Consider the following 21757-nt stretch of genomic DNA (forward strand, 5'->3'; position numbering starts at 1 on the left):
CCGGGGCCGTCGCCCGGGGTTTCTGACCCCCGGCCCGGGCCATCCCCCAGGCCTCCCTCACGAGCCCCGCGCCCGGGCCGGTCCTCCTCCGCCAGGGACCGGGACGGACGAGGCGGGGCGGGAGGCCCCGCGGGGATACGCTCAAAGGCATGGCCGGCCGTTTCGACCCCCTCACCCCGCTCACCCGCACCGCGATCCGCGGCGGGCGGACCGACGTACCCCCGGGGCGGGGAAGCGCGGCCGGGCGGCCGGGGGCCGGGGGCAAGACCCGGTGCTGGCGCCCGGACGGGCCCGTCGATCTCGGCCTCACCCTCGGCCCGCTCAGACGCGGACCCGGCGACCCCACCTTCCGCGTCACCCCCGACGGGTCGCTCTGGCGGGCGAGCCAGACGCCCCACGGCCCCGCCACCCTCCGCGTCCGCGGGGCCGGCGCGGAGGTCCACGCCGAAAGCTGGGGCCCCGGCGCCGACTGGTTCCTCGAACAGCTGCCCGCGCTGCTCGGCTCCGGCGACGACCCCGCCGCCTTCGTCCCCCGCCACCGCCTCGTGCACGCGAGCCACCGCCGCCGCCCCGGCTTGCGCCTGAGCCGCAGCGGCCTGGTCCTGGAGTCCCTGATCCCCACGATCCTGGAGCAGAAGGTCACCGCGGACGAGGCGTACCGCGCCTGGCGCCGTCTGGTGCGCCAGTACGGCGAACCGGCGCCGGGGCCGCTACCCGCGTGCGGGCCCGGGCAGCCGGACCTGTACGTCGCCCCCACCGCCCGCACCTGGGCCACGATCCCGTCCTGGGACTGGCACAAGGCCGGAGTGGACTCCAAGCGCTCCGCCACCATCGTCCGCGCCGCCCGCGTGGCCAACCGCATGGAGGAGGCGTCCGCGATGCCGCTCGCGCAGGCCGTCGCCCGCCTGGAGGCCGTTCCCGGCATCGGCCCGTGGACCTCCGCGGAGACCCTCCAGCGCAGCAACGGCGAGCCCGACGCCGTCACCACCGGCGACCTGCACCTTCCCGGCATCGTCGGATACGCCCTCGCCGACGACCGCGACGCAGACGACGCCGTGATGCTGGAGCTGCTCGCCCCGTACGCCGGCCAGCGCCACCGCGCCGCCCGCCTCATCCTGCTCGCCGGCCGCATCCCGCCCCGCCGCACCCCGAAGATGCCCCGCACCGACATCGGCACGCTCTGAGACGGCCTACCGCGCCCCGAACTACCGCACCCCGGCCTACCGCACCCCGGCCTACCGCACCTCGATGAAGTCCGCCGCCGGCCGCACCGGCCGGGCCACGGGTGCCGCCGCGGCGTGCCCCACCGCCACCGCCCCCATCGGGTCCCAGTCGTCCGGCAGCTCCAGCACCTCGCGCACCACGTCCCGGCAGAACATCGTCGAGGACACCCACGCCGAGCCCAGCCGCTCCCCGGCCAGCGCGACGAGGAAGTTCTGCACGCCCGCGCCCATCGCGACCACGAACATCTCCCGCTCCGCCGCGTCCCGCCGGGCGTGCCCGTAGTCGTGCGCGCCGTCCATCACCAGGCACGGCACCACCAGGTACGGGGCGGCCCGCAGCACGTCCCCCCGCCGCACCCGCTTCGCGATGGCCTCCTCGGACTTCCCGTCGCCGCGCAGGTCGGCGATCCACGCGTCCCGCATCGCGTCCAGCAGCCGCACCCGCGCGGCCCGCGACTCCAGCAGTACGAAGCGCCACGGCGTCGTGTGGTGCGGTGCGGGGGCCGTCAGGGCCGCCGCGACCGCCCGCCGGACCGCGCCCGGGTCCACCGGCTCGGACGTGAAGGCCCGTACCGTACGGCGCTGCGTCACGGCTTCCCGCACCGCCTCGGAGGTCCCCAGCCGGAACATGTCCTCGTGCGGCGGGCGGACCAGCTGCCGCGCGGTCGGGCCCTCGCCCAGTACGTGGGCCAGTCCGCGCACGACGGCGACCGGCAGCCCGGCCGCCTTGCCCTTGACCAGGTCGCCGGCGCCGGCCAGCTCGTCGGCGGTGGCCACCACGGTCGCGCTCAGCGGGTTCCCGTGGGCGTCGGTGCCTCCGCGCAGGTCGTCCAGGACCCGTACCCCGGCCGAGCCGATCGCCACGTCCGTCAGCCCGTTGCGCCACGGCCGCCCGAAGGTGTCCGTCACGACCACCCCGACGTCCACGGAGAGGATGTCGCGCACCCCCGCGCGGACCGCGGCCGCGGAGGCGTCCGGGTCCTCGGGGAGCAGCAGTACCGTTCCGGCGGCCGTGTTGGAGGCGTCCACGCCCGCCGCCGCCATGACCAGGCCCTGGCGGTTCTCGACGATCCGCAGGGAACCCCGCCGCGCGACGACCCGTACGGTCTCGGCGTCTATCGCCTCCTCGCGCGAACCGGCCCCGACGATCCGGCCCTCGGCCTTGGAAACGATCTTCGAGGTGACCAGGAGGACGTCTCCGTCCCGCAGATCGGGTGCGGCCGTCGAGATCAGCTTCGCCAGGTCGTCGCCCGGCCGGACCTCCGGTATCCCGTCGAGCGCCCGGACCTCGTACGAGGGCGCGCGGGTCCTTCGCGCGGCGGCGGTCACCGCGAGGCCTCGGCCAGCTCCAGCGCCGCCCGGGCCATCTCGGCGGTCGCCTCCACGTCGGTCATCATCAGCGGCACCGCACGGCAGTGGATCCCGGCGGCCTCCACCTCGGCGACGTCGCCGGCGTCGGCGGTGTCCACGAGCCAGCCGTCGAGCAGTCCGGTCCCGTAGTGCAGGGCGACCGCGGCGGCGGTGGACTCCACGCCGACCGCGGCCAGCACCTTGTCGGCCATTCCGCGCACGGGCGCGCCCCCGACGATGGGGGAGACGCCCACGACCGGCGCCCCGGCGGCGGCCACGGCCTCGCGGATGCCGGGCACGGCGAGGATCGTCCCGATGGAGACCACGGGGTTCGACGGCGGGAAGATGATCACGTCGGCGGCCGCGATGGCCTCCAGCACGCCGGGCGCGGGCTTGGCCTGTTCGGCCCCGACGGGGACGATGGCCTCCGCGTCCACCGCTGCGCGCAGCCGCACCCAGTACTCCTGGAAGTGGATGACCTTGCGCTGTCCGACGGAGCCAGGGCCGCCGGCGCCGGCCTCGGTGATCGCGACATGGGTCTCGATGCGGTCGTCGGACATGGGCAGCAGCCGTACCCCGGGCTGCCAGCGGTCGCAGAGCGCCGCGGTGACGGCGCTGAGCGGGTAGCCCGCACCGAGCATCTGCGTACGGACGATGTGGGTGGCGAAGTCGCGGTCGCCGAGACCGAACCAGGTGGGCCCGACCCCGTACGCCGCGAGTTCGTCCTTGACGGTGAAGGACTCGTCGGCGCGGCCCCAGCCCTGGTCCTCGTTGATGCCGCCGCCGAGGGTGTACATCACCGTGTCCAGATCGGGGCACACCTTCAGCCCGAACAGGTGAATGTCGTCACCGGTGTTGCCGATGACCGTGATGTCCGCGTCGGGGACCGCCGACTTCAGTCCGCGGAGGAAACGGGCGCCGCCGATGCCGCCGGCCAGAACAACAATGCGCATGCACCGCAGTCTGTCAGGCCGGTACGTGCTCCTCGTGGGCCGGGGAGCAGCTGTGCATCGGCATTTCGGTCAGGCCGGGGAAGTAGACGTGCAGGCTGACCGCCCCGTCGAGGGTGTCGTTGACCACCTCGTGGGCGTAGCCGGGGGCGAAGACGCGCTGGGAGCCGGCGCCCAGGGTGAGCCGCCCGCGTGCGGTGTGCTCGGTCAGCTCACCGTGGAGGACGGTCAGCACGCCGGAGGAGCCGCCGTGGCCGTGGCGGCCGCTGCCCTGGCCCGGGACCCAGCTGAGCAGCCAGACCTCGTAGCCGGGGCCGGTGCGCAGCCGGTGGTACCAGCGGGTGGTGGCGTCGTACCGGACGAGGTGCTCCCACTCGGCGCGGTCCTCGGCGATGGAGCGGGCGAGGCCCGCGAACTCGGCGACGGTGGAGGGGTGTTCCGGCGCGGGCTGGAGGAGGTGTTGGACGGCGAGGATGTCGCCGGCGATCTGGAGGTCGCTCTCGACGCCGACGGGAGCGGCGGTCGCGCGGTTCAGGGGGGTGGCGGTGGCGCTGTTCATCGTGGGAATACCTCGACGGATGTCAGTCGTGCTGGCGGTTGCTGCGGGGGGCTGGCCGGAGCTCAACGGAGGCGGGGCTCCGCGGGCATCAACAGCTGCAACAGCAACAGCGAAGCTGGGCAGCGCACAGGAACCCACGAATGGGGGTCCGGGTGGTGGCTGCGGTCGCTGACATGCGGACAAGGAGACCGGTTCGGGGAGGGACTGTCAACCCGACGCCCGGTTTGACGCCAAACTTTCACCTCATCCGGTTGCCGTGCGCGGAGAAAGGTTTGTGCAATCCACGCCCGGGGATGTGCGGCTGTAGTCGCACCCCAAACCAGATCCCGTCATCGTGACCGGAATGTGATCTACGCCGCTCCTGTGGCCGGATCGCAACCACACCCCTGGGTGACACGTCGATAACGGGGGAAGGCGGGCTCCGTGGGGCGCCAGCGGCATGTGTCACGATTTTTAGCGATATGAACACTTTCTGCTTAGGCTTGGTTCCGCAGAGTGAATAAGGGGCCCAATAGCAGATCTCGGCTTGACTGGGCTGGAGCCACCCACTTGTAATTTCACTCGTGTCGTTACCTAGCGATCAGTAACGGCAACACCACGGGGACGCACAGACAGAGCGAGGGGCGCACATGACCGAGCTGTTTCAGGAACTGCTGGTCGAGGAGGCGGACGAAGAGCTCGGATGGCAGGAGCGCGCTCTGTGCGCCCAGACCGACCCCGAGTCCTTCTTTCCCGAGAAGGGCGGCTCCACCCGCGAGGCCAAGAAGGTCTGCCTGGCCTGCGAAGTCCGCTCCGAATGCCTTGAGTACGCACTCGCCAACGACGAGCGGTTCGGCATCTGGGGCGGCCTGTCCGAGCGCGAGCGGCGCCGGCTGAAAAAGGCAGCGGTCTGAGGCGGCGAAGGCGCTCCCCGAAGAGCACCTACCGCACATCGCATGACATATCGAACGGCCCGGCCCGCAGCACCACCCACCGCACGGCCAACCGCACGGCCAACCGCACGGTGAGTGACGCGTCGAGCAGCGCACACGGTCCGCCTCCTGCACCTTCCCCGCAGGAGGCGGACCGCTGTTGTGGCAGCCGTTAGGGTGGGGCGCTGTCCAGCAGCCTCCGAGGGCACACCACCCCCGGACCCCCGGCCGGAGGGCCCGTACCGCGATGTCCCTGAACAGCCAGTCGACGGCCTCCTACGAGGCTGCCGCCACCCCCCAGTTCCCCCGGCACGTCGTCACCGCGGTCCTCGTCGCCCACGACGGCGCCCGCTGGCTGCCCCGGACGCTCGCCGGCCTCCTCGGCCAGGAACGCCCCGCGCAAAGCCACATCGCCGCCGACACCGGCAGCGCCGACGAGTCCGCGCGACTGCTCACCGAGGCCCTCGGCGACGACCGCGTGCTCCACCTCGCGCGCCGCACCGGATTCGGCGCCGCCGTCGACGAATCCGTCCGCACCGCCGGCATCCTCACCCCCGAGGACCTCCCGTACCTCAAGCGCCCCAGCGGCTGGGACCCCGTCAGCCGCACCTGGCGCGACGACACGTACGACCTCCCCGACCTCCCCCACGGCGAACCCGTCCAGTGGCTCTGGCTCCTCCACGACGACAGCGCGCCCGAACCCGACGCCCTCACCGAACTGCTGCGCGTCGCCGACGAGAACCCCGACGCCGCCGTCATCGGCCCCAAACTGCGCGGCTGGTACGACAAGAAGCAGCTCCTCGAAGCGGGCGTCACCATCGCCCGCAGCGGCCGCCGCTGGACCGGGCTCGACCGTCGCGAACAGGACCAGGGGCAGCACGACCAGGTCCGACCCGTCCTGTCCGTCTCCACCGCCGGAATGCTCGTACGCCGCGACGTCTACGACGCCCTCGGCGGTTTCGACCGGCGCCTGCCCCTCATGCGCGACGACGTCGACCTCTGCTGGCGCGCCCACAGCGCCGGGCACACCGTCCTCGTCGCCCCCGACGCCGTGCTGCGCCACGCCGAGGCCTCGGCCCGCGAACGCCGCACCGTCGACTGCGCCGGACGCACGACGTCCAGCCCGCACCGCGTCGACAAGGCCGGCGCCGTCTACACGATGCTCGCCAACAGCTCCGGCCGCGCCCTGCCCTACGTCCTGCTGCGCGTCCTCGTCGGCACCCTGCTCCGCACCCTCGCCTACCTCATCGGCAAGGCCCCCGGCCAGGCCGTCGACGAGATGACCGGCCTCCTGGCCACCCTGCTCCGCCCCGGCCGCGTCCTCTCCGCCCGCAAGGCCCGCCGCCGCCCCGCCGTCCCGGCCGCGGAACTGCGCCCGCTCTTCCCGCCGCCCGGCGCCTCCCTGCGGGCCAACGCCGAACAGCTCGCCGGATACTTCGGCGGCGACCGCGACACCGAAACGGCCGCCGCCGGCCGCCACGGCGGAGGCATCCTCGCCGGGCCGGGCGACGACGGCGACTACCTGGAGACCGAGCGGTTCGCGCGTCTCAAGCGGATCGCCCGCAACCCCGCACCCGTCCTCTTCGCCCTCCTCCTGCTCGTCACCCTCGTCGCCTGCCGCGGCCTGCTCGGCGGCGGCTCCCTCATGGGCGGCGCCCTGCTCCCCGCCCCCGACAGCGGCCCCGACCTCTGGCGCGCCTACACCGACGCCTGGCAGCCCGTGGGCACCGGCTCCACCGGGCACGCACCCCCGTACCTCGCCGTGCTCGGCGCCGTCGCCACCCTCCTCTTCGGCTCCACCCAGGCGGCCCTGACCCTGCTGCTCGTCGGAGCCGTCCCGCTCGCCGGAATCACCGCCTACTTCGCCTCCCGGCCGCTCGTCGCCTCCCGGCTGCTGCGCGCCTGGGCCGCCATCGCCTACGCCTTCCTCCCCGCCGTGACCGGAGCCCTCTCCGGCGGCCACCTCGGCACCGCAGTCCTCGCCGTCCTGCTGCCGCTCATCGCCCGCTCCGCCGTCGCCGCCTTCGCCCTCGGCGAGGCCGACGGCCCGCAGGCCGCCAGGGGCAGCTGGCGCGCGGTGTGGACGTACACCCTCCTGCTGACGCTGGCCACCGCCTTCACGCCCATCGCCTGGCCGCTGGCCGCCGTCCTCGGGACCGCCGCGCTCGTGTGGCGCCCCGCGCACTCGAAGGCGCGGTGGAAGGCCTACGGCCCGCGGCTGCTCGCCACCCTCGCCGTCCCGCTCCTCGCGCTCGCCCCCTGGTCGCTCGGCCTGCTCACGCACCCCGGCCGCCTCCTGCACGAAGCCGGACTGCCCTACGGAGCCGGCTCCGCCGGCGCCCTCGACCTGCTCGGCCTCAGCCCCGGCGGTCCGGGCGCCGCCGCCGGCCCGCTGCTCGCCGGCATCGTCCTCGCCGCCCTCGCCGCCCTCCTGCGCACCGACCGGCAGTTCGCCGTCCGCACCGCCTGGGCCGCCGCCCTCACCGGGCTGCTCTTCGCCGTCCTCCTCAACCGCACCGCCTGGGCCGGCCCCGCCACCCTGGTCTACGGACTGGCCCTGCTCACCGCCGCCGCACTCGGCGCGGACGGTGCCAAGGAGCGCGTCGCCGCCCGCAGCTTCGGCTGGCGCCAGCCGCTCGCCGCGCTCGTCGCGTTCGCCGCCGCCGCCGGCCCGGTGCTCGTCGGCGCCGGCTGGATGCTCAGCGGCGCCGCCGGCCCGCTGGAGCGGCGCGACCCGGTCCAGGTCCCGGCCTTCGTCGCCGAAGCGAGCGGGGACGACAACCAGACCCGCACCCTCATCCTCGACGTGGCCTCGCCCGCCGCCGTCTCCTACAGCCTCGTCCGCGGCTCCGGCGGACGCCTCGGCGCCGCGGAAGCCGCCGCCGCGACCGGCGGCGACCCCCGGCTCGACAAGGTCGTCTCCAACCTGGTCGCCGGATCCGGCGCCGACCAGTCCAGCCAGCTCAGCGCCTACGCCATCCGCTTCGTCCTGTTCCGGCCCGGCGGCCCCGACGAGATCCGCCGGGTCCTCGACGCCACCCCCGGCCTGAGCCGGCGCCACCAGCAGGACGGCACCGCACTGTGGGGCGTCGAGCCCTGGCTGCCGCGCGCCGTCATCGTCTCCGGCAAGCAGGGCGAGGCCCCGATCCCGGTCGCCTCCGGCCCCGTCGAGGTCCACGGGGAGATCCCGGCCGGTGACGCGGGCCGCGTACTGCGCCTCGCCGACCGGGCGGCCCCCGGCTGGCAGGCCACCCTCGACGGCAAGCCCCTCAAGCCGAAGACCCTGGACGGCTGGGCGCAGGGCTTCGAACTGCCCGCCGCCGGCGGCCGCCTCGACCTCGTCCACGAGAACTCCCTCACCCGGACCGCCTGGCACTGGGCGCAGGGCCTGCTCGCCCTGGTGCTCCTGGTGATGGCCCTGCCGGGCCGCCGGGCACGGCTCGACGACGACCTCCCGGAGGAGGAGGCCGCGGCGACCGCCGCCGGTGACCTGCCCGGCCCGGGCGAGGCCGGAGAGGGCCGCCGTGCCCGCCGGCTGCGCGCGGCGGCCGAGCCGCCCGTACCCCCGTCCCCCGCCGAGGCCGCGGCGGTCGCCGACCCGTACGCACAGATCCCGGCTCAGCCGGCGTACGGGGAGGAGAACTACGCGTACCAGGCGTACGGAGAACAGGACGGCTACGCGTACGACCAGCAGCAGCCGCAGCCGCCGCAGCAGCCCCAGCAGCAGCCGTACGAAGCGGCGCCGGAGTACGAGCCGTACCCGTACCCGCAGCAGGGGTACGAGGCCCCCTACCCGTCGCAGCAGCCGGTCCAGCACCCGGACCAGCACCCGGACCAGCAGCCGTACCCCTACCCGTACGAGCAGTACGACACCTACGGACAGCACGACCCGCGTCCGGACGGGAGCTCCCAGCAGTGAAGCAGCGCGCACCCCTGACGCTGGCGGCCGTGACCGCGGCGCTGGCCGCCGTCACCGGCATCGCCCACCTCACCGCCCCCGCCGCCGCCGGGAAGGCGGCCGAGGGCAAGGCGGCGGCCGCCGCCCGGATGCCCGTGGAGCGTTCCCTCCTGGTGTGCCCGGCGCCCAGCACCTCCGAGATCGCGGAGACCACGTACACGGCGTTCACCCCCGGTCAGGCCGCCGCGGACGGCAAGGGCTCGGCCCGCCTGCTCGGCGCGACCAAGGACGCCAAGGCGGTGCTGGAGCCCAAGGAACCCGGCAAGCCGGCCGCGGCCACCGCCAACGGCGCCGACGCGCCCGCGCTGACGGGCACCGCCGACGGGTCACTCGCCCCCGGCTGGACCGCGCAGCAGACCACCAAGGTCTCGGTCGGCCGGGCGCGCGGCGTCCTCGGCGTCGGCTGCACCGCGCCGGGCACCGACTTCTGGTTCCCCGGGGTGAGTACCGCCAAGGGGCGCGAGGACTACGTCCATCTCACCAATCCGGATGACACCGCGGCCGTCGTCGACGTCAAGCTCTTCGGCCCGGACGGGGTGGTCAAGGCGGACCAGGGCACCAGCGAGAACATCCGCGTCGACCCCCGCTCCACCAAGGCCGTCCTGCTGTCCTCGCTCGCCCCGGGGGCCCAGCTCGCGGACGCCAGCGCCCATGTGACGACCCGTGCGGGCCGGGTCGGCGCCTCCGTGCAGGTCGCCGAGGAGGGCGTGGGCACCGACTGGCTGCCCGCCTCCACGGACCCGGCGGGCTCGCTGGTGCTGCCGGGGATCCCGGCCGACGCCACCTCCGTCCGGCTGGTCGTCTTCGCGCCCGGCGCCGATGACGCCGACCTCAAGCTCCGCCTGGCCGGGCCGGGCGGAGCCATCAGCCCGGCGGGCAACGAGCGGCTGCACGTCAAGGCCGGCATGACGGCGGGCGTGGACCTGAAGGACGTGACCCGCGGCGAGGCCGGCTCGCTGCTGCTCACCCCGGCGGACGAGAAGAAGGCCGCCCCGGTGGTCGCGGCGGTACGGGTGGTCCGCGGCAGCGGCGCCAAGCAGGAGCTGGGCTTCGTCCCGGCGACCGGGCCGGTGGGGGCGCGGGCGACCGTCGTCGGCAACCGGGTCGAGGAGAACGCGACCGTGCTGTCGCTGACGGCGCCGGGCGGTTCGGACGCGAAGGTCAAGGTGACGGCCTCGCCGGGCACCGAGGGCGGTGAGGCGGCCTCCCAGGAAGTGACGGTCAAGGCGGGCACGACGCAGACGGTGGCCCTGGCCCCGGCGGGCGGGAAGGGCCCGTACGCCCTGACGGTCGAAACCCTCTCGGGCGGCCCGGTCCACGCGGCCCGCACCCTGTCGCTCCCGCACGAGGGCATCGCGATGTTCACGATCCAGCCCCTGTCGGACGACCGCTCCACGGTCTCCGTCCCGCGCGCCACCGAGGACCTCACCGTCCTGACCAGATGACCAGATGACCAGATGACCAAATGAGCATGTGACCAGGTGACCCGGCGGCGGTGGCGGCCGGGTCAGTCCTGCCCGTACCGCGGGTCCACCGTCTCCGGCGAGAGTCCCAGCAGCTCGGCGACCTGCTCCACCACGATCTCGTGGACGAGCATCGCCTTCTCGTCGCGGGACTTCGTACGGATCTCCACCGGCCGCCGGAAGACCACGATCCGGGCCGGCCGCCCCTCGCGCGGCTCCGACAGCGAGCCCAGCGGCACGGCCTCGTCGTTCCAGCCGCCGTCCGGGCCGCCCGGCGGGCCCGGGACGTCGCCGACCAGGAACTCCACCTCCGCGAGCTGCGGCCAGCGCCGCTCCAGCCGCTCCACGGAGTCCCGTACGAGGTCTCCGAACAGCTCCGACCGGCTCGCCGACAGCGGCACCTGCGGCGGCGCCACCGGTCCGCGCATCCCGCGCCCGTGCCGGTCGCGCCGACGCGGGCGCGGCTCGGCGGGGGACCCGGCGGGGAGCTCGACAGGAGTCTCGGCGGGAGTCTCGGCGGGGCGGGGAGGCAGGGGGCTGTCCGTCACCCCCGCAGGGTAGCCCTCGCCCCGACCCCGCACCGGTCGCTCCTCCACGGACCCTCCCGACACGCCACAGCCACCGGCCGCCGACCACGACACGGGGGAGTGACCGGCGGGAGAGTCGTCGCGGCCCGGTCAAGAGTGCGGTACCGTCCAACGTCGTGAGCCTTGTACGTCGCTGTTCTCGCACCGCGTGCGGCCGCCCTGCCGTCGCAACGCTGACGTACGTCTACGCCGATTCGACCGCAGTTCTCGGCCCGCTCGCCACCTACGCCGAACCCCACTGCTACGACCTGTGCGCCGAGCACTCGGAGCGGCTGACCGCCCCGCGCGGCTGGGAGGTCGTCCGGCTGTCCGACGGCTCCGCGCCGTCCCGTCCCAGCGGCGACGACCTCGAAGCCCTCGCCAACGCCGTACGCGAAGCCGCCCGCCCGCCGGACCGCGCGGCCCAGGCCGGCGGGGGCGGCCAAGGCGGCCCGGTGACCGGCGAGACACGTCGTGGGCACCTGCGCGTCCTGCGCTCGCCGGACTCCTGACCCACGGATCGACCGAAAAGCAGCTCTCCGCACGAGGTAGGTTGGCTCCACCGCACAGGACCTTCAGGAGGGCAGGCAGTGGCCGCAGATCTTTCGAACATCGTCAAGGCATACGACGTACGCGGCGTCGTACCGGACGAGTGGGACGAGCCGCTGGCCGAGCTGTTCGGGGCGGCGTTCGTGGAGGTCACCGGAGCCACGGCGATCGTGATCGGCCACGACATGCGCCCCTCCTCCCCCGGGCTGTCCAGCGCCTTCGCCCGTGGCGCCGCCGCCCGCGGTGTGGACGTCACCCTCATCGGGCTGTGCTCCACCGACCAGCTGTACTACGCGTCCGGGTCCCTGAACCTGCCCGGCGCGATGTTCACCGCCTCGCACAACCCGGCGCAGTACAACGGCATCAAGCTGTGCCGTGCGGGCGCGGCCCCCGTGGGCCAGGACACCGGCCTCTCGCAGATCCGCGAGCTCGTCGAGAAGTGGTCCGACGAGGGCGCCCCCGCCATCGCGGCCGACGCCGTTCCCGGCAGGATCACCGAGCAGGACACCCTCGTCGGCTACGCCGCGCACCTCAAGGGCCTGGTCGACCTCGCGGCCATCCGCCCGCTGAAGGTCGTCGTCGACGCGGGCAACGGCATGGGCGGCCACACGGTCCCCACCGTCTTCGAGGGCCTCCCGCTGGACCTCGTCCCCCTGTACTTCGAGCTCGACGGGACCTTCCCGAACCACGAGGCCAACCCGCTCGACCCGAAGAACATCGTCGACCTCCAGGCGCGCGTGCTCGCCGAGGGCGCCGACCTCGGCATCGCCTTCGACGGCGACGCCGACCGCTGCTTCATCGTCGACGAGCGCGGCGAGGGCGTCTCCCCGTCCGCGGTCACGGCCCTGGTCGCGGCCCGCGAGCTGGCCCGCAACGGCGGCACCGGCACTGTGATCCACAACCTGATCACCTCCTGGTCCGTCCCGGAGGTCGTGCGCGAGAACGGCGGCACCCCCGTCCGCACCCGCGTCGGCCACTCCTTCATCAAGGAGGAGATGGCCAAGTCCGGCGCCATCTTCGGCGGCGAGCACTCCGCGCACTACTACTTCAAGGACTTCTGGAACGCGGACACCGGCATGCTCGCCGCGCTCCACGTCCTGGCGGCCCTCGGCGCCCAGGACGGCCCCCTGTCCGCTCTGGTGGCCTCCTACGACCGCTACGCGGGCTCGGGCGAGATCAACTCGACCGTCGCCGACCAGGCGGGCCGCCTCGCCGCCGTCAAGGAGACCTACGGCGCCCGCGACGACGTCACCCTGGACGAGCTGGACGGCCTGACCGTCACCGGCGCCGACTGGTGGTTCAACGTCCGCGCCTCCAACACGGAGCCCCTCCTGCGCCTGAACGTCGAGGCCCGCGACGCGTCCACCCTCGCCAAGATCCGCGACGAGGCCCTCACCCTCATCCGCGCCTGATCCCCCAAATTCAGCCCCGCCGGCGTTTGAGGCGCGGGTCCGGGCAGAGCCCGGTACCCGGCGGAGCCGGGATCACCTGAAGCGGCGCCGCAGGACGAAACGGCGGCGCCGCCCAGGCGCACGGCGCCGCCGCACCGGACACCTCGGCCCGCACCGGAGGTGACTCGGCGGTACGCTGACCTCGCCCAAAACCGCATGTTCGAAGGGAAGCCCCCATGCCGCTCGAAGCCGGCCTTCTGGAGATCCTCGCCTGCCCCGCCTGCCACTCGCCCCTCGAGGACAAGTCGGCCGACGAGACCGCGCCCGAGCTGATCTGCACCGGCCAGGACTGCGGTCTCGGCTACCCGGTCCGCGACGGCATCCCGGTGCTCCTCGTGGACGAGGCCCGCCGCCCCGCCTGAGTCACCCGCGCAGACGCTGAGACCGATTCCGCCACTTGGGTCCCTCAACACCGCCGGAGGCCGCCATGCTCGACGAGTCGCTCCTCGACGCACCGGACGCGCTCGCCCGCGCCGACCGCCGCGGCCTGCTCCGCGGCGCCGCCGAGGCCGGAGCCAGAGTCCGCACCGCGGCCCGGCACGCAGCCGAGGCCGGCCTCGCCGACCTCCGCCCGGACGGTCGCCCCCGCGCCGTCCTCATCGCCGGTCCCGGCACCGCCGCCACCGGCGTCGCCGACCTCCTCGGCGCCCTCGCCGGAGCCTCCGCCCCGGTCACCCGACTGCACCCCACCGGCGTCGCGCACGCCGCCGGCGCGCTGCGCTGGGCCCTGCCGGGCTGGGCCGGCCCCGTCGACCTGCTGCTCATCGCCACCACCGACGGCACCGAGCCCGGGCTGGCCCTCCTCGCCGAGCAGGCCTACCGGCGCGGCTGCACCGTCGTCGCCGTGGCCCCCGAGCGCTCACCGCTGAGCGAGGCGGTGGACGGCGCGCACGGGCTCCTCGTACCGATGGCCAAGGCCCCGTACCAGGAGTACGACGAGTCGGCCGCGGCCGGCCCCGGCGCCCTGTGGGCCCTGCTGACGCCCCTGCTGGTGCTCCTCGACCGGGTCGGCCTGATCACCGCCGCCCCCGACACCCTCCAGCTCGTCGCCGACCGGCTCGACCGCACCGCCGAACGCTGCGGGCCCGCGATCGCCACCTACTCCAACCCGGCCAAGACGCTGGCCGCCGAGCTCGCCGACTCCCTCCCGCTCATCTGGAGCGAGGGCGAGGGCGCAGCTCCCGCCGGCCGCCGCTTCGCCGCCACCCTCGCCGAGCTCGCCGGGCGCCCCGCGCTCGCCGCCGCGCTCCCCGAGGCGCTCCCCGCCCACGGGGTCCTCCTGGCCGGGGCCTTCGCCGCCGGGGCCGACCCCGACGACTTCTTCCGGGACCGGGTCGACGAGCCCCAGGCTCTGCACGCCCGCATCGTCCTGCTGCGTGACCGGCCGACCGGCGGCCTCACCGCCGCCCCCGCCGCACGCGAACTCGCCCTGAGCCACGACACGGCCATCAGCGAGCTCGAACCGGAGGAGGGAGTCGAGCTGGAGCAGCTCGCGGAACTGCTCGCCGTCACGGACTTCGCCACCGCCTACCTGGCGCTGGCCTCGGGGGGACACAGCTGAGGCACACACCCGTGCCCCCGATCCAGGAAGACGAGCGATGGACCGTCTGACGAACACGATCCGCCCCTACGCCTGGGGGTCGACCACCGCCATCCCCGCTCTCCTGGGGGTCCGGCCCACCGGTGAGCCCCAGGCCGAGATGTGGATGGGCGCCCACCCCGGCGCGCCGTCCCGCCTCGACCGCGGCGCCGGCGAGACCACCCTCGCGGACGTCATCGCCGCCGACCCCGAACGCGAGCTCGGCGCGGCCGCCGTCGCCAAGTTCGGCCCGCGGCTGCCCTTCCTCCTCAAGCTCCTCGCCGCCGGCGCCCCGCTCTCCCTCCAGGTCCACCCCGACCTGGCCCAGGCCAGGGAGGGCTTCGCGGACGAGGAGGGCCGCGGCATCCCGATCGACGCGGGCCACCGCAACTACAAGGACGCCAACCACAAGCCCGAAATGATCTGCGCGCTCACCCCCTTCGACGGGCTGTGCGGTTTCCGGGACCCCCAGGTGTCGGCCGAACTGCTCGAAGGACTGGGGGTCGACTCCCTCAAGCCGTACGCCGACCTGCTGCGGGCCCACCCCGAAGAGGCCGCGCTGCGCGAGGTGCTGACGGCCGTACTGAGCGCCGACCGGGAGGAGATGGCGCACACCGTCACCGAGGCCGCGGCCGCCGCCGAGCGCCTCGGCGGACCGTACGAGCCGTACGCGTCCTTGGTCCACGACTACCCGGGCGACCCCGGTGTGATCGCGGCCATGCTGCTCAACCATGTCCAACTGCAGCCGGGCGAGGCGATGTTCCTCGGCGCCGGCGTCCCGCACGCCTACATCGACGGCCTCGGCGTCGAGCTGCTGGCCAACTCCGACAACGTGCTGCGCGCGGGACTCACCCGCAAACACGTGGACGTCCCGGAGCTGCTGAAGATCGTGAGGTTCGAGTCGGGCGACCCGGACGTGCTGCGCCCCGAGGGCGACGGCGAGGAGGTCTACGAGACGCCCATCGACGAATTCCGGCTCTCCCGCTTCCTCCTCGCTCCCGGCGGCGCCCCCCGCGTGCTCCCGGCGGGCACCGCGCAGATCCTGCTCTGCACGGCGGGCTCCCCGAAAGCCGGCGAACTGACCCTGGCCCCCGGCGCATCGGTCTTCGTACCGGCGGACGAAACGGTCGAACTGTCAGGAAGCGGGACGGTCTTCCGCGCCACCATGGTGGTCTGACGTAGCGTCCGTGCCGACGGCTGCAACAATGTGCGGCCGGTAGTCAGTGGCTAGGAAGGGACATCCTGCACCCATGAGCGCGTCGGGCGGTACCAAGGCGATCGTGGCGGCACTCGCCGCAAACCTCGCCATCGCTGTAGCCAAATTCGTGGCCTTCCTCTTCAGCGGCTCCTCGTCGATGCTCGCGGAAAGCGTTCACTCGCTGGCGGACTCCGGAAACCAGGGGCTGCTGCTCCTCGGTGGAAAGAAAGCAAAGCGCGAGGCCACGCCGCAGCATCCCTTCGGGTACGGGCGTGAGCGTTACATCTACGCCTTCCTCGTCTCCATCGTGCTCTTCACCGTCGGCGGCATGTTCGCCATCTACGAGGGCTACGAGAAGATCAACCACCCGCACGAGATCGAGAACTGGTACTGGCCGGTCGGCGTCCTGGTCTTCGCGATCATCGCGGAGACCTTCTCCTTCCGCACGGCGATCAAGGAGTCGAACGAGGTCCGCGGCGGCCAGACCTGGGGCCAGTTCATCAAGCGCGCCAAGGCGCCCGAACTCCCCGTGGTCCTCCTGGAGGACCTCGGCGCCCTCGTCGGCCTCGTCCTGGCCCTCGCGGGCGTCAGCATCGCGCTGGTGACCGGCGACGGCGTGTGGGACGGCATCGGCACCCTGTGCATCGGCGTCCTGCTGATCATCATCGCCATCGTGCTGGCCGTGGAGACCAAGTCCCTGCTGCTCGGCGAGGCGGCGGGCATCGACGAGGTCGAGAAGATCAAGACCGCGCTCGTCGACGGTGACACCGTCACCCGGCTGATCCACATGCGTACGCTCCACCTCGGCCCGGAGGAGCTCCTGGTCGCGGCCAAGATCGCCGTCCGGCACGGCGACACCGCGGCCGACGTGGCGAACGCGATCAACGCCGCCGAGACCCGCATCCGAGCGGCGGTCCCCATCGCGCGCGTGATCTACCTGGAGCCGGACATCTACAACGGCGAAGCCGCCTCGGCGGGCCCTGGCCAGGCCAAGACGCTCTAGCCGGGCCGTTCGTACGAAGGCCCCAGCGGCGCGCCCCTGCGCCGCGGGGGCCTTTCGCGTTCCCCGCCCCGCTCCCGCCGGGCCCCGCCCCGCTCCCGCCGGGCCCGGTTCCGCGGCCGACTGGGGCAGGCTCCGCCGATCGGTGTAGATTCGTCATCAGTGTCAGGCGTCGCTGCTGATGGCGGTCGGGCGGTCCTCACGACCGCGCCGAGGGGAGAGAGGGCCCCCGACGGACTGTGCTCGGTGCTCCGTCCATCCGCATCCGGACGGCGCGCGGCTCAGCCGTACCCACCCTCTCCCACCATGAGGAGCAGCACCCATGGACTTCAAGGTCGCAGACCTTTCCCTCGCCGCCTTCGGCCGCAAGGAGATCACGCTGGCCGAGCACGAGATGCCGGGCCTGATGTCGATCCGAGCGGAGTACGCGGAGAGCCAGCCCCTGGCGGGCGCCCGCATCACCGGCTCCCTGCACATGACCGTGCAGACGGCCGTGCTCATCGAGACCCTCGTCGCCCTCGGCGCCGACGTCCGCTGGGCCTCCTGCAACATCTTCTCCACCCAGGACCACGCGGCCGCCGCCATCGCGGTCGGCCCGAACGGCACCCCGGAGAACCCGCAGGGCGTCCCCGTCTTCGCCTGGAAGGGCGAGACGCTGGAAGAGTACTGGTGGTGCACGGAGCAGGCGCTGACCTGGCCGAACACGCCCACCGGCGGACCGAACATGATCCTCGACGACGGTGGTGACGCCACCCTGCTCGTCCACAAGGGCGTCGAGTTCGAGAAGGCCGGCGCGGCCCCGGACCCGTCGACGGCGGACTCCGAGGAGTACGCCCACATCCTCACCCTGCTGAACCGCACCCTCGGCGAGGCCCCGCAGAAGTGGACGCAGCTCGCGTCCGAGATCCGCGGCGTCACCGAGGAGACCACCACCGGTGTCCACCGCCTCTACGAGATGATGGACGAGGGCACCCTGCTCTTCCCGGCGATCAATGTGAACGACGCCGTCACCAAGTCGAAGTTCGACAACAAGTACGGCTGCCGCCACTCCCTGATCGACGGCATCAACCGCGCCACCGACGTCCTCATCGGCGGCAAGGTCGCGGTCGTCTGCGGTTACGGCGATGTCGGCAAGGGCTGCGCCGAGTCGCTGCGCGGCCAGGGCGCCCGCGTCATCATCACCGAGATCGACCCCATCTGCGCCCTTCAGGCGGCGATGGACGGATACCAGGTCGCGACGCTGGACGACGTGGTGGAGACGGCGGACATCTTCATCACGACCACCGGCAACAAGGACATCATCATGGCCTCGGACATGGCCAAGATGAAGCACCAGGCCATCGTGGGCAACATCGGCCACTTCGACAACGAGATCGACATGGCCGGCCTGGCCAAGATCCCCGGCATCGTCAAGGACGAGGTCAAGCCCCAGGTCCACACCTGGAAGTTCCCGGACGGCAAGGTCCTCATCGTCCTGTCCGAGGGCCGCCTGCTGAACCTGGGCAACGCCACCGGCCACCCGTCCTTCGTCATGTCGAACAGCTTCGCGGACCAGACCCTGGCCCAGATCGAGCTCTTCACCAAGCCCGCCGAGTACCCGACCGACGTCTACGTGCTGCCCAAGCACCTCGACGAGAAGGTCGCCCGACTCCACCTCGACGCCCTCGGCGTCAAGCTCACCACCCTGCGCCCCGAGCAGGCCGCCTACATCGGCGTCCCGGTCGAGGGCCCGTACAAGCCGGACCACTACCGCTACTGATCAGCGGCAGCCGTACGCGAAGCAGGCCCCCGGCACACCCGCCGGGGGCCTGCCCCGTACCCCCACCCCCGACCCCACTCCTCGAAACGTGTGTGTGCCCCATGCCCCGCGGCCGCTACTCGCTCCACGACCCGCACGACCACACCCCCCTCGCCGAGGAGCACTTCCACTGCGCCCCCGGCCCCTCCGGCTGGCGCTACGTCTCCCAGCTCACCGCCCCCAACGGCGACCACCGCGGCTCCGTCGACCTGGCCGTCGACGAGCTGGGCCGCCCCATCCGCCTCGAACTGAACGCCGCCGGCTGGCAGGTCCGCGGCGCCGCCATCGACGGCGTCACCTGGGTCCGCACCGACCCCACCGGCTCCGAGGCCACCGAGGGCAACGTCCAGGCCCCCGGCTTCACCGGAACCTCCCCGGCCTTCCTGATCGCCACGGCCCGTCTGCTGCGCCTGACCCCGGGCGCTCCCGCCACCCGCGTCCGCCTCGTCGCCCTCACCGACCCGGTCCTGGCCCCCCGTACGGTCGACCAGGCCTGGGCCCTCGTGGCGCGCGTGGAGCACCCCACCGACAGCGGCCCCCTCCTGGTGGACGAGTACCAGGTCAGCGCCCTCGACACCGGCGAGGTCCACACGATCCACATCGCCGGAGACGTGGTCCTCTCGGCGCCCGGAATCGAACTCGAACACCTTGAGACCCCGCCCTCCGCCTTCGAGGCGTAATCCGCCCGCCACACCTCAGGCGGGGGGCGCGAACCCCCCACTCCGCGCAGGCCGTACGGGCGCCGCCTGAGCCGGAGCCGCGGGCGCGGCCTGCGGGACGCCGGACGCAGCGGGAGCGGGTACAGGGGCCGGAGCAGGAGCGGGAGCAGACGAGAACGCGGGCGGTCCGGCGGGCTGTGCGCCGGGCGCCTGCGCCCGACCGCCACCCCCACCCCCGAACGCCCGGGCCGCATCCCGCGACTGCCGCTCGTGCACCACGGCCATCAGGAACGCGGCGGCCGGCACCCCGGCCGGCGGCAGCGCCCCCGTACGCGCCACCAGATCATCCGCGAGCTTCGCCGCCATCGCGGCGCTCACCTGCGGATCCAGCTGGCCCATCCGCGTCAGGTACTGCCGTATCGCCAGCCACAGCCCCTCCGGGACCGCCGACAGATCGAGCCCGGCGAACCGCCCGGCCAGCCACGGCGGCGGCGCGGGCACGGGCATCACCCGCGCCCCCGGCACCCGCTCCCGGATCACCAGCGTCCCGGCGAACACATCCCCGAGCCGCCGCCCCCGCTCCGACGCCAGCGAGGCGATGCACGCCACGGCCCCGAAGGTCCCCAGCAGCTCCACGACCCCCATGGCTCCCCGCACCAGCGCGTGCCGGAAGCGGATCGGCCCGCCGTCGTCCCGCACCACCCGCAGGCCGCAGGCGAGCTTGCCCAACGAGCGCCCGTGGGTCAGCGTCTCCACCGCGATCGGCACGCCGACCAGAACCAGCAGGAAGCTCCCCACCGCCACGGCCGCGATGGCGGCATCGTCCAGCGAGGCCGTCGCGTAGGTCAGCCCGACCGTGATCAGTACGTACCCGGTCAGGTACACGATCAGGTCGAGGACGATCGCCAACGCCCGGCTCGGCAGCCTCGCGGGCCGCAACCCCAGGACGACAGCGTCCCCCGTCACCAGATCGCTCACCACAACACCTTTCACGTGACCTGCCCCGCCCCTTCGTCATCCAGTCTGCCAAGCTGACTACATCAGGAATAGGCAGAATCAGGGGACCTGGGGCAGGGGAGCGGCAACCGCATGGATCTCGACGTCTTCGTGACGGCCCACCGCGCGGAGTGGGACCGCCTGGAACAGCTCCTGGGGCGCGGCCGCAAGCTCACCGGAGCCGAAGCCGACGAACTCGTCGCGCTCTACCAGCGCACCTCCACCCACCTCTCCCTCATCCAGTCCAGCGCCCCCGACCCCATGCTCACGGGCCGGCTGACCCAGCTTGTCGCCCGCGCCCGCGCCACGGTGACGGGCGTCCGCCGCGCGAGCTGGCGCGACGCCGCCCTCTTCCTCACGGCCGGCTTTCCGGCCGCGGTCTACCGCAGCCGCCGCTGGTGGATACCGACCGCGCTGCTCTCCACGGCGCTGGGTGTGCTCATCGGCTGGTGGATAGCCACCCACCCCGAGGTCCAGGGAGCCATCGGCGCCCCGGAGGACCTGAGGGCCATGACCAGGCCGGGCGGCGAGTACGAGACGTACTACTCCAGCCATCCCGCGGCCTCGTTCGCGGCCCAGGTCTGGACGAACAACGCCCAGGCGGCCGCGATGTGCCTGGTCCTGGGCGCGTTCCTGGGGCTACCCGTGCTCTGGATCCTCTTCCTGAACATGGTCAACCTCGGCGTCGGACTCGGCCTGATGGCCTCCGCCGGCCGCCTCGACGTGTTCCTCGGCCTGATCCTCCCGCACGGCCTGCTCGAACTGACGGCGGTCTTCGTCGCCGCGGGCACGGGCCTGCGCCTGGGCTGGACGGTCATCGACCCCGGCCCCCGCACCCGCCGCACCGCCCTCGCGGAACAGGGCCGAGCCGCCCTGGGCATGGCGCTCGGCCTCGCGCTGGTGCTCTTCGTCTCGGGCCTGATCGAAGGCTTCGTCACCCCGTCGGGCCTCCCCACCTGGGCCCGCATCAGCATCGGCATCCTCGCCGAGGCCGCCTTCCTGCTGTACGTCTACATCCTGGGCGGCAGAGCGTCCCGCGCGGGCGAGGTGGGCGACGTCGAGGCCGCCGACCGGACGGCGACGCAGCCCACCGCGGCCTGATGTGCGTCCGGCCCCCCTGAGCTGCTAGTCTCCTCGTCGTCCCGCAGACCCTGTTGACATGGAGCGAGCGGGGAGGTAGATTCGAACGGTTGGGTCGGACTGGACAGTTCGACAGCGACAGTTTAAGATCTCTCTCGCCCCCGGCAGGAATTGAATTCCAGCGGGGCGCAGTCGACTCCTCATTCAGGATTCAAGGCCGGTGAAATCCGGTGGAGAACTTCTGATAGAGTCGGAATCGCCGGAAAGGGAAACGCGAAAGCGAGAACCTGGAAAGCGCCGAGGAAATCGGGTCCGCAAGGATCTGATAGAGTCGGAAACGAAGAATGAAGAACGAAGCCCGGAGGAAAACCCCAGCCGATGTGCTGAGGTGAGTACAAAGGAAGCGTCCGTTCCTTGAGAACTCAACAGCGTGCCAAAAATCAACGCCAGAAGTTGATACCCCGTCC

At 73.2% G+C, this 21757-nt stretch carries 19 protein-coding genes; 13 read left to right on the forward strand and 6 right to left on the reverse strand.

The genetic code is table 11. The features are described 5' to 3' along the window. Positions 1-149 precede the first annotated feature (149 nt). Positions 150-1184: a DNA-3-methyladenine glycosylase 2 family protein gene (locus ABZX75_RS16800; protein WP_355410982.1), complete on the forward strand. Its 1035-nt coding sequence runs from the start codon at positions 150-152 to the stop codon at positions 1182-1184. Between the two features lie 51 nt (positions 1185-1235). On the opposite strand, the gene ABZX75_RS16805 is transcribed toward ABZX75_RS16800, so the two are convergent. The 3 genes from ABZX75_RS16805 to ABZX75_RS16815 are packed head-to-tail and all read right to left on the reverse strand — an operon-like array spanning position 1236 to position 4082. Next, positions 1236-2552 carry a coenzyme F420-0:L-glutamate ligase gene (locus ABZX75_RS16805; protein ID WP_355410984.1) on the reverse strand — a complete coding sequence of 439 codons (1317 nt, stop codon included), beginning with the start codon at positions 2550-2552 and terminating at the stop codon, positions 1236-1238. Beyond that, on the reverse strand, positions 2549-3526 hold the full coding sequence (gene cofD, locus ABZX75_RS16810) for a 2-phospho-L-lactate transferase (protein ID WP_355410986.1): 978 nt from the start codon (positions 3524-3526) through the stop codon (positions 2549-2551). The genes ABZX75_RS16805 and cofD overlap by 4 nt, the downstream gene beginning before the upstream one ends. A 13-nt stretch (positions 3527-3539) precedes the next feature. Continuing rightward, positions 3540-4082, reverse strand: a complete 543-nt coding sequence (locus tag ABZX75_RS16815) for a cysteine dioxygenase (protein ID WP_355410988.1) — start codon at positions 4080-4082, stop codon at positions 3540-3542. A gap of 629 nt (positions 4083-4711) precedes the next feature. Here ABZX75_RS16815 and ABZX75_RS16820 point away from each other — a divergent pair. From ABZX75_RS16820 to ABZX75_RS16830, 3 genes are all read left to right on the forward strand, one after another. Then, positions 4712-4975, forward strand: a complete 264-nt coding sequence (locus tag ABZX75_RS16820; protein ID WP_003983763.1) for a WhiB family transcriptional regulator — start codon at positions 4712-4714, stop codon at positions 4973-4975. A 265-nt stretch (positions 4976-5240) separates the two neighbouring features. Further along, positions 5241-8912, forward strand: coding sequence for a glycosyltransferase (locus ABZX75_RS16825; RefSeq protein ID WP_355410995.1), 3672 nt, complete (start codon positions 5241-5243; stop codon positions 8910-8912). Beyond that, positions 8909-10396 (forward strand): DUF5719 family protein, encoded by a 1488-nt coding sequence (locus ABZX75_RS16830; RefSeq protein WP_355410997.1) that lies wholly within the window; start codon positions 8909-8911, stop codon positions 10394-10396. The genes ABZX75_RS16825 and ABZX75_RS16830 overlap by 4 nt, the downstream gene beginning before the upstream one ends. Before the next feature lie 62 nt (positions 10397-10458). On the opposite strand, the gene ABZX75_RS16835 is transcribed toward ABZX75_RS16830, so the two are convergent. Further along, a complete protein-coding gene (locus ABZX75_RS16835) occupies positions 10459-10842 on the reverse strand; it encodes a metallopeptidase family protein (protein WP_355411065.1) in 384 nt (127 codons plus the stop codon). Between the two features lie 275 nt (positions 10843-11117). On the opposite strand from ABZX75_RS16835, the gene ABZX75_RS16840 reads away from it, so the two are divergent. The 8 genes from ABZX75_RS16840 (at position 11118) to ABZX75_RS16875 (ending at position 19235) form a co-directional block, all read left to right on the forward strand. Then, positions 11118-11492 carry a DUF3499 domain-containing protein gene (locus tag ABZX75_RS16840; protein WP_355410999.1) on the forward strand — a complete coding sequence of 125 codons (375 nt, stop codon included), beginning with the start codon at positions 11118-11120 and terminating at the stop codon, positions 11490-11492. Positions 11493-11570: 78 nt separating this feature from the next. Beyond that, positions 11571-12941 (forward strand): phosphomannomutase/phosphoglucomutase, encoded by a 1371-nt coding sequence (locus ABZX75_RS16845; protein ID WP_355411001.1) that lies wholly within the window; start codon positions 11571-11573, stop codon positions 12939-12941. Positions 12942-13156: 215 nt separating this feature from the next. Continuing rightward, positions 13157-13342 (forward strand): Trm112 family protein, encoded by a 186-nt coding sequence (locus tag ABZX75_RS16850; RefSeq protein WP_355411003.1) that lies wholly within the window; start codon positions 13157-13159, stop codon positions 13340-13342. Positions 13343-13407: 65 nt separating this feature from the next. Beyond that, the gene (locus ABZX75_RS16855) at positions 13408-14541 is read left to right on the forward strand and encodes an SIS domain-containing protein (RefSeq protein WP_355411005.1); all 1134 of its coding nucleotides are present in this window, start codon (positions 13408-13410) and stop codon (positions 14539-14541) included. A 37-nt stretch (positions 14542-14578) separates the two neighbouring features. Next, entirely contained in the window at positions 14579-15736 is a 1158-nt protein-coding gene (gene manA, locus ABZX75_RS16860; RefSeq protein ID WP_355411007.1) for a mannose-6-phosphate isomerase, class I, read from the forward strand. 73 nt (positions 15737-15809) lie between these two features. Then, complete coding sequence (locus ABZX75_RS16865) at positions 15810-16760, forward strand: cation diffusion facilitator family transporter (protein ID WP_355411009.1); 951 nt, start codon at positions 15810-15812, stop codon at positions 16758-16760. Between the two features lie 319 nt (positions 16761-17079). Beyond that, positions 17080-18516, forward strand: coding sequence for an adenosylhomocysteinase (gene ahcY / locus ABZX75_RS16870; RefSeq protein ID WP_355411011.1), 1437 nt, complete (start codon positions 17080-17082; stop codon positions 18514-18516). Positions 18517-18617: 101 nt separating this feature from the next. Next, positions 18618-19235, forward strand: a complete 618-nt coding sequence (locus ABZX75_RS16875) for a hypothetical protein (protein WP_355411013.1) — start codon at positions 18618-18620, stop codon at positions 19233-19235. A 15-nt stretch (positions 19236-19250) separates the two neighbouring features. Here ABZX75_RS16875 and ABZX75_RS16880 read toward each other — a convergent pair whose 3' ends face one another. Continuing rightward, positions 19251-20192, reverse strand: coding sequence for an RDD family protein (locus ABZX75_RS16880; protein ID WP_355411015.1), 942 nt, complete (start codon positions 20190-20192; stop codon positions 19251-19253). Positions 20193-20303: 111 nt separating this feature from the next. Between ABZX75_RS16880 and ABZX75_RS16885 the strand changes: the two genes are divergently transcribed. Then, a complete protein-coding gene (locus ABZX75_RS16885; RefSeq protein ID WP_355411017.1) occupies positions 20304-21311 on the forward strand; it encodes a stage II sporulation protein M in 1008 nt (335 codons plus the stop codon). A 183-nt stretch (positions 21312-21494) separates the two neighbouring features. Here the strand turns inward: ABZX75_RS16885 and ABZX75_RS16890 are convergent. Further along, the coding region (locus tag ABZX75_RS16890; RefSeq protein WP_355411019.1) for a hypothetical protein at positions 21495-21757 on the reverse strand (263 nt) is incomplete at its 5' end.

Source organism: Streptomyces sp. NPDC003038, assembly GCF_040611115.1.
GTDB lineage: Bacteria > Actinomycetota > Actinomycetes > Streptomycetales > Streptomycetaceae > Streptomyces.

Bases quoted from the DNA above. Each gene is read 5' to 3' on its own strand.
- ABZX75_RS16800 (WP_355410982.1), top strand. From the start codon at position 150: ATGGCCGGCCGTTTCGACCCCCTCACCCCGCTCACCCGCACCGCGATC.
- cofD (WP_355410986.1), bottom strand. From the start codon at position 3,526: ATGCGCATTGTTGTTCTGGCCGGCGGCATCGGCGGCGCCCGTTTCCTC.
- ABZX75_RS16815 (WP_355410988.1), bottom strand. From the start codon at position 4,082: ATGAACAGCGCCACCGCCACCCCCCTGAACCGCGCGACCGCCGCTCCC.
- ABZX75_RS16820 (WP_003983763.1), top strand. From the start codon at position 4,712: ATGACCGAGCTGTTTCAGGAACTGCTGGTCGAGGAGGCGGACGAAGAG.
- ABZX75_RS16825 (WP_355410995.1), top strand. From the start codon at position 5,241: ATGTCCCTGAACAGCCAGTCGACGGCCTCCTACGAGGCTGCCGCCACC.
- ABZX75_RS16835 (WP_355411065.1), bottom strand. From the start codon at position 10,842: ATGCGCGGACCGGTGGCGCCGCCGCAGGTGCCGCTGTCGGCGAGCCGG.
- ABZX75_RS16850 (WP_355411003.1), top strand. From the start codon at position 13,157: ATGCCGCTCGAAGCCGGCCTTCTGGAGATCCTCGCCTGCCCCGCCTGC.
- ABZX75_RS16855 (WP_355411005.1), top strand. From the start codon at position 13,408: ATGCTCGACGAGTCGCTCCTCGACGCACCGGACGCGCTCGCCCGCGCC.
- manA (WP_355411007.1), top strand. From the start codon at position 14,579: ATGGACCGTCTGACGAACACGATCCGCCCCTACGCCTGGGGGTCGACC.
- ABZX75_RS16865 (WP_355411009.1), top strand. From the start codon at position 15,810: ATGAGCGCGTCGGGCGGTACCAAGGCGATCGTGGCGGCACTCGCCGCA.
- ahcY (WP_355411011.1), top strand. From the start codon at position 17,080: ATGGACTTCAAGGTCGCAGACCTTTCCCTCGCCGCCTTCGGCCGCAAG.
- ABZX75_RS16875 (WP_355411013.1), top strand. From the start codon at position 18,618: ATGCCCCGCGGCCGCTACTCGCTCCACGACCCGCACGACCACACCCCC.
- ABZX75_RS16885 (WP_355411017.1), top strand. From the start codon at position 20,304: ATGGATCTCGACGTCTTCGTGACGGCCCACCGCGCGGAGTGGGACCGC.